This window comes from Rugosimonospora africana, assembly GCF_016862975.1.
GTDB classification, from domain to species: domain Bacteria; phylum Actinomycetota; class Actinomycetes; order Mycobacteriales; family Micromonosporaceae; genus Rugosimonospora; species Rugosimonospora africana.
On sequence record NZ_BONZ01000013.1, the window covers coordinates 17,822 to 31,889 of the forward strand.

A 14,068-nucleotide genomic window follows, 5' to 3' on the forward strand; every position below is an offset into this window, starting at 1 on the left:
TCTGAGATGCCGCACTGCTGTTCGCGATCTGAGATGCCGCGCCGCTGTTCGCCCTCGGGGATCGGGTCAGCCACCCGCGCCAGCGAACGGGGCGACCCGGACGCCGGCCGCGTGCAACGCCCCGCGGACCGCCCGAGCCATGGCCACGGCGCCGGGGGTGTCGCCATGCACGCACAGCGACTCCACCGGCAGCCGGATCGTCGCCCCGTCGACCGCGACCACGGTGCCCTCGGTCGCGACGCGTACGGCCCGGGCCGCGACCTGGTCGATGTCCCGCAGCACGGCACCCGGCTCGCGACGGGAGAGCAGGCGCCCGTCCGGCCGGTACGCGCGATCGGCGAAGCCCTCTGCCACAACCCGCAGGCCGGCGTCGGCGGCCAGCCGGGCGAGCACCGAGCCCGGCTGGCACAGCACCGCGATGTCGTCCCGCCACGCCAGTACCGCGTCGACCACCGCACCCGCCTGGGCGGGGTCCACGGCCGCCGTGTTGTACAGCGCCCCGTGCGGCTTCAGGTACGTCACCGGGCCGAACGCCGACAGCGCGCCGATCTGGTACAGGATGTCGTCGCGCAGCTCGCCGGCATCGACGTCGATGTATCGCCGGCCGAACCCGGACAGGTCGCGATAGCCCACGTGGGCACCGGTCGCCACGCCGCGGGTCGCCGCGTACCCGCAGACCCGCCGCATCGTCGAGGGATCCCCGGCGTGGTAGCCGCAGGCCACGTTGGCACTGGTCACCGTGTCGAGAAGCGCTTCGTCGTCGCCGAGGCGCCAGATGCCGAAGCCCTCGCCGAGGTCGCTGTTGAGGTCCATCGCGCTACCTGTCCTCTCTGTTCCGGCGCAGGCCGTGGACGCTGCCGGCACGGAAGGCGGCCGCCGCGATAGCGCCGATGGCGGTGAGGCCGATCGGGGTCGGGTGCATGAATTCGATGACAATGATCGCCAGGACACCGGTACAGCCGGTCCCGACGCAGATCACCGCGAGGTGGTCGGAGAGCCGGCTGGCCGGGCGCCACCGCGAGGGACCCGGCGGCCCGCCGCCGTCGAGGATGTCCTGCTCCCAGTCGCCGTCCTCGTCGCCGAAGTCGGTGAAGTGGCCGATATCCCTGAGGTCGGCCAGGACGCCCAACTTGTGCAGGACCAGGTTCACCGCGCGCCGCCATCGGTTCCGGGACTGGCCGCCGGGTCTACGCAGGAGAGGCAGGAGAGCCGGCGCGGTGTGTTCGGGGCGGAGGCGGTCCATGGCCGTACCTCTTTTCGGTCCGCAGTGTCACCTTCCGTCGACAGCGGTGTCGAATCCGCTCGCCCGATCCGGGTACCGGCCAGGCGAGCGGGTGGTTCAGTCCAGGTCGGCCGCTCGCGCGGCCGGCGTGACGACGTACTGGCGCAGGCGCAGGTCGCGGAACGTGACCGGCCCACGAGGCCCCGGTACCCGATCGATGTTGATTCCGGTCTCCGGGACCGCGAGCAGTTTGAATCCGTCCAGCAGGCGGGTGGTCGCGTTCCAGAAGCCGCCGGTGCCGGCGTAGCTGCCCAGGAACTCGCCGGCCGCGGCGGAATCCTCGGCCACGATGGCCGCCGCCAGTCCGGAGGTCTCCTCGTTCGCGATCCGAGCGGCGTCGACGGGCCCGTCCGCCGGCGCGATCGTCACCGTCGCGTCCGCCGCGGAGTCGAGGGCCCACTCGTGCCCGATCGGGAAATCGTGCGGGGGCAGCATCGCGCGGATGCTCGGCTGCTGCGCGGCGAGGAGGTCGACGATCCACGGCGTGCTCTGCTCCCAGATCGCCCGGTCGACGAGCAGCAGGTTGAGCCGGTTGCAGACGCCCAACCGGTCCACGCTGGCCACGATGAGGTCTTCCGCGCGGCGCCGGTCGGCCGACGGATGCAGATACATCACCCCACCGCCGTCGGCGTGCGCGAGGGTCTTGACGCCGTTGAGGGCGGCACGCTGAGCCAGCTCGCGGGTGCTGTCGCCGCTGCCGCGCAGGATGACCAGCGGGATCAGGCCGGGCTGGCTCACCAGGGCCGCGGCCGACTCGCGCCCCGGCACCCGGACCAGTTGGATCGCGTCGGGGTCGAGCCCGGCTTCGGCGAGTGCCGGCCCGACCACCTCGTCCATGAGGGCGGCAGCCGACCGCAGCGCCGCCGAGCCGGTCCGCAGCACTCCCGCGTTGCGGGACTTGATGAGCTGGGACGCGATGTCCACCACCACGTTGGGCCGCGCTTCGAAGTTGGCGCCGATCACGCCGACCGGGCGGCTCCACTCCTGAAGCAGGAGCCCACCGGGCAACTCGCGGACGGTGACCCTGGACGGCTCGGGCGCCAGGTCGGCGAGGGCGGTGAGCTGGTCGGCCATGCCGGCCAGCCGGTCCGCACCGAGCCGCAACCGGTCGGTGAGGCCCACGCTCAGTTTGGCCTCGGCGGCGGCCTCGAGATCGGCCCGGTTGGCCGCGAGGAGCGCCTCCGGCGCCTTGCTCAGGCGGGTCACCATCCCGCGCAGGGCCAGGCCGATGGTCTCGTCCGAGGCCGCGGCCAGCGAGGAGGCCGCCTGGTGCGCCCGCCGGGCGGCGTCGGCGACTGCCCCATGCGTTTCGGTCACGTCTGTCATGAGATGCCCCTCGGGGTCGAACCTGATCTTCGGCGACGCTCGCTTTACGCGCCCTGCAACCGACTGTAGGGTGTCGATTGTTGAACAACACAGACGGTACCGGCGTGACTCTGACTCGTGCAACATTTTTGTTCAACAATCTTTCGTAGAACTGTCTAACAGGAGCCGCCATATGACTCGCCCCGAGCGGGCCCGGCCCGGCAGCGGAGCGCTCGCCAGCCTGCCGTCCCTGGCGCCCCTGCCGACCGCCGCCGAGCGAGCCGCGGCCGTGATCCGGGAAAACATCTTCGAGGGGAAGTTCCAGCCGGGCACCGCGCTGCCGGAGGCCGCCCTGTCCCAGGCGCTGCAGATCTCCCGCAACACCGTGCGTGAGGCGTTCCGGGCGCTGATGAGCGAGCACCTGCTGACCTACGAGACCCACAAGGGCGTCGCCGTCCGCGCGCTGACGGTCGCCGACGTCCACGACATCTACACGCTGCGGCAGATGTTCGAGACGAGCGCGATCGACCTGCTCGACTCCGGCAGGGCGGAGCTGGATCCGGCCGCGCTGCTGGAGCCGGTGGCGGCCGGCGAGGCGGCGGGCGCGGCCGACGACTGGGTCACCGCCGGCACCGCGAACCTGCGCTTCCACTCCAACCTGGTCAGCGTGCACGGCAGCACCCGGATGGAAGAGTTCTTCCGGCGGCTCATGACGGAGATGCGGCTCGGCTTTCTGGCACTGGAGGATCCGAAGACCTTTCACGCGCCGTACCTCGTCCAGAACCGCTCCATCGCAGACAAGATCATCGGCGGCCGCTACGACGAGGCCCGTACCGACCTCACGGCCTACCTGGAACAGGCCAAGACGGAGGTCGCCGCGGCGGTCGCGAAACAGTCCACGGTGGACGATGACCGCTGAGGTGAGGGTCCGCCCGGTGGGGCTCTCGGCGTGCCTGCTCGACGTGCCGCCCTCGGTGGTCGGCGGGTTGGCCGAGTACCTGCGGGACTGTCACGACCGAGGGATGCTCGGCGGTGTCGTCGACGTGGTACCCGGTGCCAGCACCGTGCTGCTGGACGGGGCCGGGGCGGCAGACCTGGCCCCGGTACTGGGGCCGCTGCTGGCCGGCTGGTTCGGCGGTGGCCCCGACCCGACCCGGGCGGCGGAGCTGGTCGAGATTCCGGTGGCGTACGACGGTCCCGACCTCGCGGACGTGGCTCGGCAGGCGGGGCTGAGCGAAGCGGACGTCGTGGCGCTGCACACCCGCGCGCCGATGACGGTCGCGTTCTGCGGGTTCGCGCCGGGCTTCGCGTACATCGCCGACCTGCCGGTACCGCTGCGGATGCCACGGCTGGCGACCCCGCGCAAAGCGGTACCCGCCGGTTCGGTCGCCATCGCCGAGGAGTACACCGGCATCTACCCGCGTACCTCGCCCGGTGGCTGGCGGATCCTCGGCCACACCGCGGCCGAGCTGTGGAACCTCGACCGGGAACCGCCCGCGCTGCTGAGCCCGGGCACACGCGTTCAGTTCGTCATCGCGCCGTGAAACCGCCGACTCTCGACGTGCTCCGCCTCGGCCTGCTCGCCACGGTGCAGGATCTGGGCCGGCCGGGGCTCGCGCACCTGGGGGTCCCCCGGTCCGGCGCCGCCGACCGGGACAGCCTGCTGCTGGGCAACCGCCTGCTCGGCAACCCGCCCGACGCGGCCGGGATCGAGGCGACCGCACTCGGTCTCGACGTCCGGCTCGACCAGCCCCGGTGGATCGCGGTGACCGGTGCCACCTGCCGCGTGTCGATCGCCGGCCGTCCGGCCGACCTGCACGCCCCGCAGTACGTACCGGCCGGGGCGACGCTGTCGATCGGCCGCGCGGAGAACGGGATCCGGACGTACCTGGCCGTGGCCGGCGGGATCGCGTGCCCGCCGGTACTGCACAGCCGCTCCACCGACACCCTCAGCGGGATCGGCCCCGCCCCGCTGGCGGCCGGCACCGTGCTCCCCCTCGGGCCGGCTGCCGGCGACCCGGCTCCGGTCGACATCGCGCCCCGCGCACGCATCCCGGAAACGGCCTGGGTACGGCTGGTTCTCGGGCCGCGCGACGACTGGTTCGCGGGCGACACGATCGACGGGCTCTTCGCCGCGACGTACCAGGTGTCGACCGCGAGCAACCGGGTCGGCGTACGGCTCGACGGGCCCGAGGTACCGGTGCGCCACTCCGGCGGCCTGCCGAGCGAGGGGATGGTGCTCGGGGCGGTACAGATTCCGGCCAGCGGCAAGCCCATCGTCTTCCTGGCCGACCACCCGACCACCGGCGGCTACCCGGTGGTCGGCGTCGTGCACCCCGACGACCTGTGGATGATGGCCCAGGCCGCGCCCGGCACCCGGGTACGCTTCCGCCGCGTGGCCACTCCGCCCACCGGCACCGTGCTGCGCCTGGCCGAATCCGCCCGGCACACCGCGCCGGTCAATCGCCGCTGACCCGGCTCCGGTCGAACACACACAGCGCGTACCGGTGCCCGTCAGACTCCCGCTCGAAGTCGTACGCGCGGCGGAAACCGGCCTTCTGGCACGCGCGTACGGCGGCGCCGTCGGCGGCGAGCGGATCCGCGACCACAAACCGCGTCTTCGGGAAGCGCGGCAGCACGATGTCGTGGACGACGCTCCAGATCACCCGCGTCCCGATGCCCCGGCCGGCCAGCTCCGGATCGCCGATCGCGCAGTGGACAGCGACGGCGTCGGCGCCGTCGTCGGTCGCCCAGCGGGCGGCCTCGAAATACTCCTCGTCCGAGGCGAGCGGCGCCGACCGGGCCAGCCCGATGGGACGGTCCGCCATCAGGACGGCGTCCACCGCGTCGGACTCGGGAGCGAAGGAGATCCGATCCAGCGGTACGGACAGGGCCCGCCGCATCCCGTCCGCGACGAACCGTGGCCTGACCCGCGCGTACGCGTCCTCCGGCGGTACCCATTCGAACCGGTCGTGCTCGACGTCGACCAGAGTCACCTGCGCGTCCGACCCGACCCGGGCGGCGAACGAAACCCAACTCCCGCTGAGGTCGACCGGCGCCACCTCGATGCCGGCCAGGCCGGTCTCCTCGGTCAGTTCGCGCAACGCGGCGGGGAGGATCGCCTCGCCCGGCTGGCGGGAACCGGCCGGTGTCGTCCATCCCCACGGACCCGCGTAGTCGACACCCTGGTGCGCCCGGTGCAGCAGCAGCACGGCGCCGTCGTCGCGACCTACCACGATGCTGGCCCCGTTCGGCCATTCCTCGGCGATCGGCAATCCGTCCCACGTCGTGGCCATCAGCAACTCCTCTGGCGATGTGGCGTCGCACTGCCGATTATCGCCGGTAAGGACACCCCGCCCGCGGGAGCCGCGGGGCGGGTGCCGGCCCCCGTCGCCGGCACCCGCCCCGAACGCTTCCGGCTCGACCTCAGGAGGTCTGGCCGACCCGGTCCACGATCGTCACCTTGAGCACGGCCGTCGACTCCAGCACCTGGCCGGCCTTGAGCCCGTCCTCGTTGCGTACCTGGACCAGGCGCTCGCCGAGGAAGGCATGGGTACCCCGATCGAAGATCAGCTCCTGGCGCTGGCCCTGCACCTCGGTGAGGGCCACCGCCACACCGCCGCGTCCGGCCTCATCGGTCACGTTTCCGACCACCGTCACGCCCGGAATCTTCGCCACCGCGTTGAAGACCGCGGCCAGCGACGCCGGGCTCAGGTACGCCTCGCGGATGAGGTCACCGGCCGCGGTGAACGCCTCCTGGTCGCGTGGATTCTTCGTACCGCCCGCGTTGCGGTAGAGCAGGGCGCGCATGCCGTCCGCGTCGGTCGGCAGGTCGCCACGATAGTTGGGGATGGGCTTGCAGGGCTGCGAGACAGTCTGTTCGCCCTTGGTCTGCTTCTCCACCCCGCCGCGGCAACCCGGCAGCGGTATCTCCTGCCAGCCGCCCGCGTCCGACCTCGGATGTTGACGGATCAGGCCGTCACCGGTGCCGTCGACCGACAGCCAGGCCCGGCGTTCGTTCGAGGTGGTGACCTGACTCGAGTCGCCGCCCTGCCCCTGCGACAGCTGGGTCGCGGTGGCGATGGAGTCGGCGTAGACGAACTGGTCGCCGCGGACAGTCAGCATCGGCCCGTGCTGCGCCAGCGAGGCGGCATCGTGGAGGATGTCCGCCGCCGAGGCGCGCGATGCCGGAGCGTGGCCGCCGAAGGGCACCACCTGTGTCACCAGTACGCCTGCGGTCACCACGGCGGCCAGCCCGCCGGCGACGCCCAGCCGCCAGCCCATCGACGGCAGCGCGAACCTCGGTCGCCGGTACCCGCCGCGGCCCGCGACGGTCGCCTCGGTCAACACCCGCTGGCGCAGTCGCGCGGGCGGGTTCGCGCCGGCCGGGTCGAGTTCGCTGCCCAGCACGGCCAGCGCTTCCAGGTCACTCATGAGTTCTCTCCCAAGACTGTTGTGGGGTCGCTCCCGCCGAGCGCTTCCTTGATCTGCCGGCGCGCCCGGTGCAGCCGCGACCGCACCGTGCCCAGCTTGATCTGCAGGGTCTCGGCGACTTCCTCGTAGCTCAGGTCGCCCCAGGCGATGAGCAGCAGCACGTCGCGGTCGCCGCGGGCCAGCCGTCCCAGTGCCCCGGCCAGCGGGGCGCGTACCGCCTGGGCGGTCACCGCGATCGCCACGCGGTCGGCCATCCCGTCCACGGTGTCGTCGACACCGGCGCGGCTGAGCATGCGGTACCGCGCCTGTTCGGCCCGGCGCCGCCCGGCGATTTCCTTCGTGACGATGCCGAACAGCCACGGCCGGGCGTCCGGCCGGGCGAGGTCGTACTCCCGCCGTCGCCGGAACGCCGCCAGGAACGTGTCCGCGACGACGTCCTCCGCGAATTCGGGGCCGATCCTGCGATGGGCGTACCGGTAGAGCTGCGCGGCATAACGGTCGTACAGCACGGCGAACTGCTCGGTGTCCCGCCAGGACGCCTCGATGATGGCCGCGTCGCAGCTGCTCCCGGCCGCCACTGTGGTCACCACGGTGCGGTGACTCGATACAACCGACTCACTCGACTTCCCTCCGTGTTCGCGACATTCGACATCCATGTCTCTGCCGCACGGCCGTTTCGAGTTCACGGTCGTACCGACCCCGGCGGCGTTAGGCCGGGTCTGTCGCCTCCGGCGGTTCCTCGATCGGGAACTGGATCAGGCTGATCAGGCGGGGGGTACGCCCGGGCGCGGGTTGGTTGCGGGACCGGGACGCGAACAGCCCACGGACGTCGCCGATCAGCTCGACCAGCTCGTCTTCGCTCAGCCAGGCGATGCCCTGCCGGTAGCCCACCAGGTCGGTGTGCGGATCGGAACCGGGCCGGTCGAGGTAGGCGTTGAACTCCGCGTGCAGCGCGGCCATGGACGCGGCGAACCCCTGCCGGTGGTCGTTCAGCGACATCGACGCGCCGGCCTCGGCGTCGATGTCCGCCCGGTCCCGGCGCAGCCGGTAGTGGCGCTCCACCGCCCCGCGTACCCGCTGCTCGTCGACGACTTCCAGCACCCCTCCGTCGGTCAGGAGGCCGACGTGCCGGTACACCGTGGTCTTGGGGACATCGGGCAGGCTCGCGCACAGGTCGGCGGTGGTGCGCACGCGCCCGCCGGACATGGCGTACACGATGCGCAGCCGAACCGGGTGCAGGAGCAGGTCGAGGACGTCCATTCCGCCATGTTCCCACATCTGGTACCTTTCCCAAAGTTGGGAACGATGGAGGGGGACGGGGATGACTGACAACACACCGGCGGCGCCACGGCCAAGCGAGGCGGCGACGACGCCGGTAAGCGACGCGACGGCACCACGGCTGAGCGACGCGGCGGTGGCCCGGCTGCGCACGCTCGATCCGGCCGCGCCGCTCGATGACCTGGAATGGCTCGATGCGGCGATCGGCGACGCCCGGGTGGTGGCGATCGGCGAGAGCGCGCACTACAACCACGAGTCCTACCAGCTGCGCCACCGGCTGCTGCGCTACCTGGTCGAGCGGCACGGCTTCAGCGCGTACGCGATGGAATCGGGTTTCACCGAGGGTTGGCGGACCGACGGTTGGGTCCACGGCGGTGACGACCGGCTCGGCGAAGTCATGGCCGACGGGATCACCTCGCTGATGGGGCTGTGGGCACCGATGCGCACCCACCTGGAGTGGATGCGCGAGCACAACCGGCGCGGGTCGCTCGCTTTCTACGGCATCGACCTGGGCGGCTCCAACGCGTCGCTGCTGCCCGGCCTGGACGCCGTCATCGCCTACCTCGCGGAGGCCGACCCCGAGTTCGAAGTGGACCCCGGCATCCGGAAGACCGCCGCCACGTTCGCTGCCCCGTCCGCGTTCTCCGCCCCCGCGGCCATCGCCGGATGCGCCGAGATTCCCCCGGAAACAAGAGACGCGTTGACCGCGGGCCTCGCCGAACTCACCGCGCGGATGACCGCACGGCGCCTCGACTATCTCCAGCGCACCACCGTCGACGCCTACCAGCGCGCGGTGCGTTCGCTGCACCTCACCGTCGCGCTCGACACCGTCGCCCGCGCGATGATTCGCGGCGACCGGCAGACCGTGATGTCCAACCGGGACGCCGCGATCGCGGACACCGTCGAGTGGATCCTGCGACGGGAGGACCGCATCGTGGTGGCCGCTCACAACGGCCATGTCCAGCGCTGGCCCGCCACCATGCCGGGCATGCCGGCGGCGGCTCCGATGGGCCTTCACCTGGCCGATCGTCTCGGCGACGGGTACCTGGTCATCGGCATGACCACCGGTACCGGCCAGGCTCTCAACAACAACGCCGACTTCTACGCCGGCACCCTGTTCGCGGACCAGGAGCCACCGCGACCCGGGAGCCTCGACGCGCTGATGGCGGCGAGCTGCGACGACCCGTTCGCGACCGACCTCCGGCGGCTGTCACCGGAGGACGCCGACACCGTACGGGCCGCCGGCCGGCAGCGGTTCGCCAGCTTCTACACCGAGCTGAATCCGCTCGACGCCTACGACGTGATCGTCCACCTCCCGCACGTCACGGCGGCCGAACCCGACCCGGACGCGATCGCCTGTTCCCCACCGGATGTACGGGAGGCGTTCTCCCGGTGGCGGGACGCGCGCTGATCCGCGTCACGGCCGGCGGCGGCCACCCAGTACCCGGAAGATGAGGTAGGTCGCGACGATGACCACCGCGACCCCGCCGACCGCCAGCGCCTGAACGGCCCGGGCGATGCCGTCCAACGAGGTGGCGAGCAGGTGCAGGACCTCCAGCCCGGCCGCGGCTATGCCGGCGCACCCGACGAGCAGAATGACCGGCGCCAGCGGCCGGGGCATCCGCGGCCGCTGGCGCACCAGCACCACGCAGACGACCAGGATCGCCAGGTACCCGCCGCCGCTCGCCCACCGCCACGACTCCGGCAACGCGTCAGTGAGCCTGGGCAGAACCGGGTCGCGCAGCTCCCCGACCCGCCGGTCGATGAACCGGCCCAGCGCCCGTACCGGTTCGGCGGACATCCGCCCGAACGGCGGGTAGGTGTGCACCCGCCGCGAAAGTTGTGGCCAGTCGCCGAGCGTGTCGAGCAGAGCCAGGACGCAGACGAGTTGCCACAGGGTGACCCAGCGGTCCAGCTTCTCCGCCGTCCGAACGGACCAGCGTACGGTGCCGGACGTCGCCCGCCGGATCGTTGACAGTACCCGCCGGCACGCCCTCGTCACCGGGTTCCGGTTGATCCGCGCCTGGCGGCGCTCCCAGCGCTCCAGCGCCGGAACGAAGACCTCGTCGATGAGCCCGTCGTCCGGTGCCTCACCGGCTTCGGCCAGGTCGCCGGTCATCAGTCCGGGCCAGCGCCGGTGGCGGCGGGCTCCTCCCACTCCAGCCGCAGCACCATGCTGGCCTCGCCGCCCACCTTGGCCAGCACGCTGACCAGCGCGTTGGACTCCACGGCCAGCTTGACGCCGAACTCGACGCTGACCCGGCGCGGTGCGGCCAGCTTCGCGCCGGCGACCGCCTCGGTGACCAGCCGGGTCAGGTTCGTGATGTCGTCGCGCAGGTCGGCGAACCGGACCCGCCGGGCAGCGGTGGCGTCTCCTCCGCCCGTGCCGGCGACCTCGACGCGCAGGACCGAACCGTCTGGCATCTCGACCGGTACGACGCGGGACCGGTCAGTCGAGTCGGGCATGACCGCCTCTCTGTTGGCACTGGTCGGGCGGGACGGTGTTCCGATTTTAGTAGCATGTGGTCAACTCATGTCGATCGGTTGGCGGTGACGTCCGGACATGCCAACGCCGGAGACGGGTCCCGCGGCGCAGACCCGCCGGTGTGCCGTCGCCCTGTTCGCCGGTGACGAGTTTCTGGGCAGTGGCTTCTTCATCCAGCGCGGGGTGGTGCTCACCTGCGCGCATGTGGTGTGGCAGTGGTCCGAACATCTCACCGTGCGGTGGGGCGAGCTTCGGCTGCCCGGACGGGTGGTCGTCCGGGAGCCCGATCGTCCCGACCCGCAACGGTCCTTCTATCCGTTCCCCGACCTGTGTTTCATCAAGGTCGGCGAGTCGGTGAACCACCCGTACGCGCCGCTGCCCGACAACCCCGTCACCCCGGACGAGGTGGAGGCGTACGGGTTCAGCACGTACTCGCCGGACGAGACGGTCGCCGAGGACACCCTGCGCCTGGACGTCGCCGGCTTCACCGGCCGGTACCTGCGCCTGAAAAACGACCAGGTACCGGCGGGCATGAGCGGCAGCGCCATCGTCGATCCGGCCACCGGCGTTGTGCACGGCATCCTGAAGGCGTCCCGCGACTACCAGCAGCCGCAGGGCGGGTACATGGTCGGCGCGGCGAGCATCTTCGAGGCACTGCGCCGGCACGCGGGAACCCTCGACCTGCGGTCACCGCTGGAACAGCCGCTGTCCGCGCCCAGTTCGCCGTGGCTGCGGGAACTGCTCGCCGCCCAGTCCCATGCCGCCGACCGGTTCCCGTACCGGCTCGTCGAAGGCAACCCACCGCCACTGTCCGAAGTGTACGTTCGGCTGCGCGCCCGGCCCCGGGCCGGCGGGGAGACGCCCGGAACTCTCGGCGACACCCTTCCCGGCGCGCGCCGGTTCGCCGACCGGCCGGCCACCGACATGCTCACCCGTCACCGTCACGCGCTGATCATCGCCGGCCCGGGCGGCGGCAAGACGACCCTGCTGCAGAACATCGCCGGGAACACCGCGGTGAACTGGCTCGCCGGCGCCAGCGAGCCGCCGCCGTTCGGGCGCGTGGTCGCGGTGCGGGTACCGGCGGTGGCCCTGACCGCACGCCGGCCGTGGCGGCAGTCCCTCGCCGAGGCGGTCACCGCCGATCTGCGCGGACTCATCAACCATCCGCTGTCCCCCGAGCTGTTCGACAGCCGCCCGATGCCCGGGGTCAACTGGCTCGTGATGGTCGACGGCCTGGACGAGATCCTGGACACCGACCGGCGCCAGGAGCTCATCGACACCATCGCGCTCCGGCTCGGCGGGTACGATCAGGATTTCCGGTACCTGATAACGAGCCGCCCGCTTCCGGCCGGCGAACTGGACCGGTTGGCCGCGCAGATTCCCCGGCACGAGTCCGACCGCCTCGGCGACTATCTGCTCAGCCCGCTCGACCCGCTGGATCTGCGCCGCTTCGCCGGCCGCTGGTTCCGTGCCCGCCATCCGGACAAGGCAGCCGCGCTGGCCGCCGACTTCCTGCACAAGGTGGACGGCAGCGAACTCGCACCGCTGCTGAAATCCCCGCTGCTCGCCACCATCACCGCCGTGGTGTACGAGCACAATCCCGGCGCGTCGCTGCCCGCGGACCGCACCGGCATCTACCGGGAATTCGTCGACTACCTCATGCACCAGCGGCAGGACCGGTTGCGCCTGGCCGATCAGCTGCGCGAGCAACTGTCCGGCCGGCTCACCGACGACCAGGTCAGCCAGTTGCTGCGCGACACCGAACCGTGCCTCGAACATCTCGCCGACCTGCGGCTGTCCCTCGACGAGCTGCCCTCGGTGCCGAATGCCGTCACGTACCTCACCCGGCGGCGGGCCGCGCTGCACGCGGTACGCAACCTCGGCGACCACGTCTCCGGCCTGCTGACCAGTACTGGCATGCTGGTGCCGGTCCGCGACCGGATGGACTTCATCCACCAGAGCTTCGCCGAGTACCTGGCCGCCGCGCCCGCCTCCGACCGGTCCCGGTTCTCCTGGCGTTCCTGGGTCCGTGCCGCCCGCCGCGACGGCGGCGTGCGCAGCCTGGCCATGTTCACTCTGGCCCGGGCGATCGGCCGGGGCTTCGAGCCGCTGCCCCTGCTGCGCCGGCTGCTGCTGCCGCGCTGGAACCTGCGGCACACCGGCTTCCCGATCGTGTCCGCCATCCTCAGGGACGGCATGTCGCTGGGGCCGGACAACGGCCGACGGTTCTTCCGGACCGCGCTGCGCCTGCTCCGGCTGCGCCCGGCGTTCGCGCTGGGTACCTTCCTCGAACGCGACCTTCCGGAGATCGTCGGCTGGCTACTGGCCCGGTCGCCGCGGCCCACCGACCTGTACCGGTTGGCCAACAGCCGCTGGGTGTCCCGACCGAAGCGGCTGGCGGTGGCCGCCGTCCTCGCCGAGAGCGCCATCGACGACGTGGCCGAACACGGCCGTGAGGCGCTGCGGCGGCTCGCCGACCGCGGCCGGCTGGACCATCGGGTGATCGCCTGTGTGGTACTGGCCGAGTACGGCACCGCCGACGACTCGGAGCTGATCCTCCGGGGACTGCGCGACGCGCTGATCGACCGGCGTCACACCGCGGCCCGGTCCACCGCCCTGAACCTGCTCAACGAGTGGGGGTACGGCCGCCTCGCCGTGCTCACGCTGCTGGCCGTCGCGCTCGATCCCGGCCGCGGCCGGCGCGCCCGACGCAGCGCACTGGGCATGCTCGCCTTCGCCGCGAACAACACCCTGTCGCGCGTCGGCGACTGGCCGAACCGCTCGGACCGGATCGGGCACTGGCTGCGCACGGCACTGTCCGGGCCCCGGTTCAGTCCGGTGTCCCCATGGATGGGCGACATCCTGGCCAACGACCGCCGGGCGCTCGTCGACCGTCTCGCGGCGGCGATAGCGACCTGGTACTGGCTCGACGAGGAACGGCTCGGTCGCGCGCTGGTGCTGCTGTTGCGGGATCCGTCGTACAGCCGCGCGGAACGGTTGCGGGTGGGCGATCTTCTACGGGTACGCGCGGACGAGGACGTCGCCCGGTTGGCCCTGCGTACCTTGGCGGCGGACGAGCACCTCGGCCCGGCCCGGCGGCTCGCGGTCGCGAAGAGCCTCGCGAGCCTCGGTGAAGCCGGCGAGCGCGACGGGCTGCTGGCGGCGTGGCGCGAGCGGTCGGGCCGGCACGGCCGGCTCGCGCGTGCGGCCCTCGATGAATAGCCGTCTGCACCTTTTGTCTGACTCACGGCTCCTTTTGTCGGACTCACTGCCTCGACTTGCAT

The 14,068-nt window shown here is 71.9% G+C and carries 14 protein-coding genes; 5 read left to right on the forward strand and 9 right to left on the reverse strand.

Features of this window, described 5'->3' with window-relative positions:
* Positions 1–66: 66 nt before the first annotated feature.
* The 3 genes from Raf01_RS05795 to Raf01_RS05805 form a co-directional block, all read right to left on the reverse strand.
* On the reverse strand, positions 67–813 hold the full coding sequence (locus Raf01_RS05795) for a LamB/YcsF family protein (RefSeq protein ID WP_203916682.1): 747 nt from the start codon (positions 811–813) through the stop codon (positions 67–69).
* A gap of 4 nt (positions 814–817) precedes the next feature.
* Positions 818–1,243, reverse strand: coding sequence for a hypothetical protein (locus Raf01_RS05800; RefSeq protein ID WP_203916683.1), 426 nt, complete (start codon positions 1,241–1,243; stop codon positions 818–820).
* A gap of 96 nt (positions 1,244–1,339) precedes the next feature.
* Positions 1,340–2,599: an aldehyde dehydrogenase family protein gene (locus Raf01_RS05805; RefSeq protein WP_239133403.1), complete on the reverse strand. Its 1,260-nt coding sequence runs from the start codon at positions 2,597–2,599 to the stop codon at positions 1,340–1,342.
* 181 nt (positions 2,600–2,780) lie between these two features.
* On the opposite strand from Raf01_RS05805, the gene Raf01_RS05810 reads away from it, so the two are divergent.
* From Raf01_RS05810 to Raf01_RS05820, 3 genes are read left to right on the forward strand one after another with little or no spacing between them, the layout of a single operon-like run.
* Entirely contained in the window at positions 2,781–3,506 is a 726-nt protein-coding gene (locus tag Raf01_RS05810; protein WP_203916685.1) for a GntR family transcriptional regulator, read from the forward strand.
* A complete protein-coding gene (locus tag Raf01_RS05815) occupies positions 3,496–4,131 on the forward strand; it encodes a 5-oxoprolinase subunit B family protein (RefSeq protein WP_239133404.1) in 636 nt (211 codons plus the stop codon). Before Raf01_RS05810 ends, Raf01_RS05815 begins: the two co-directional genes overlap by 11 nt.
* The gene (locus Raf01_RS05820) at positions 4,026–5,060 is read left to right on the forward strand and encodes a 5-oxoprolinase subunit C family protein (RefSeq protein ID WP_373319485.1); all 1,035 of its coding nucleotides are present in this window, start codon (positions 4,026–4,028) and stop codon (positions 5,058–5,060) included. Before Raf01_RS05815 ends, Raf01_RS05820 begins: the two co-directional genes overlap by 106 nt.
* Here the strand turns inward: Raf01_RS05820 and Raf01_RS05825 are convergent.
* The 4 genes from Raf01_RS05825 to Raf01_RS05840 all read right to left on the reverse strand — a co-directional run bounded on the left by Raf01_RS05825 (position 5,047) and on the right by Raf01_RS05840 (position 8,281).
* A complete protein-coding gene (locus Raf01_RS05825) occupies positions 5,047–5,883 on the reverse strand; it encodes a GNAT family N-acetyltransferase (protein WP_203916687.1) in 837 nt (278 codons plus the stop codon). The two genes, Raf01_RS05820 and Raf01_RS05825, sit on opposite strands and share 14 nt — an antisense overlap.
* 130 nt (positions 5,884–6,013) lie before the next feature.
* The gene (locus Raf01_RS05830; protein WP_203916688.1) at positions 6,014–7,021 is read right to left on the reverse strand and encodes a CU044_5270 family protein; all 1,008 of its coding nucleotides are present in this window, start codon (positions 7,019–7,021) and stop codon (positions 6,014–6,016) included.
* Positions 7,018–7,608 (reverse strand): RNA polymerase sigma factor, encoded by a 591-nt coding sequence (locus Raf01_RS05835; protein ID WP_308442632.1) that lies wholly within the window; start codon positions 7,606–7,608, stop codon positions 7,018–7,020. The genes Raf01_RS05830 and Raf01_RS05835 overlap by 4 nt, the downstream gene beginning before the upstream one ends.
* Positions 7,609–7,729: 121 nt before the next feature.
* Positions 7,730–8,281 carry a helix-turn-helix domain-containing protein gene (locus tag Raf01_RS05840; protein ID WP_203916690.1) on the reverse strand — a complete coding sequence of 184 codons (552 nt, stop codon included), beginning with the start codon at positions 8,279–8,281 and terminating at the stop codon, positions 7,730–7,732.
* A gap of 61 nt (positions 8,282–8,342) precedes the next feature.
* On the opposite strand from Raf01_RS05840, the gene Raf01_RS05845 reads away from it, so the two are divergent.
* Complete coding sequence (locus Raf01_RS05845) at positions 8,343–9,710, forward strand: erythromycin esterase family protein (RefSeq protein ID WP_203916691.1); 1,368 nt, start codon at positions 8,343–8,345, stop codon at positions 9,708–9,710.
* A 6-nt stretch (positions 9,711–9,716) separates the two neighbouring features.
* Here Raf01_RS05845 and Raf01_RS05850 read toward each other — a convergent pair whose 3' ends face one another.
* Together Raf01_RS05850 and Raf01_RS05855 are read right to left on the reverse strand one after the other, a co-directional pair.
* Complete coding sequence (locus Raf01_RS05850; RefSeq protein ID WP_203916692.1) at positions 9,717–10,418, reverse strand: hypothetical protein; 702 nt, start codon at positions 10,416–10,418, stop codon at positions 9,717–9,719.
* Positions 10,418–10,765: a CU044_2847 family protein gene (locus Raf01_RS05855; protein WP_203916693.1), complete on the reverse strand. Its 348-nt coding sequence runs from the start codon at positions 10,763–10,765 to the stop codon at positions 10,418–10,420. The genes Raf01_RS05850 and Raf01_RS05855 overlap by 1 nt, the downstream gene beginning before the upstream one ends.
* Positions 10,766–10,862: 97 nt before the next feature.
* Between Raf01_RS05855 and Raf01_RS05860 the strand changes: the two genes are divergently transcribed.
* The gene (locus Raf01_RS05860) at positions 10,863–14,006 is read left to right on the forward strand and encodes a serine protease (RefSeq protein WP_203916694.1); all 3,144 of its coding nucleotides are present in this window, start codon (positions 10,863–10,865) and stop codon (positions 14,004–14,006) included.
* Positions 14,007–14,068 lie beyond the last annotated feature (62 nt).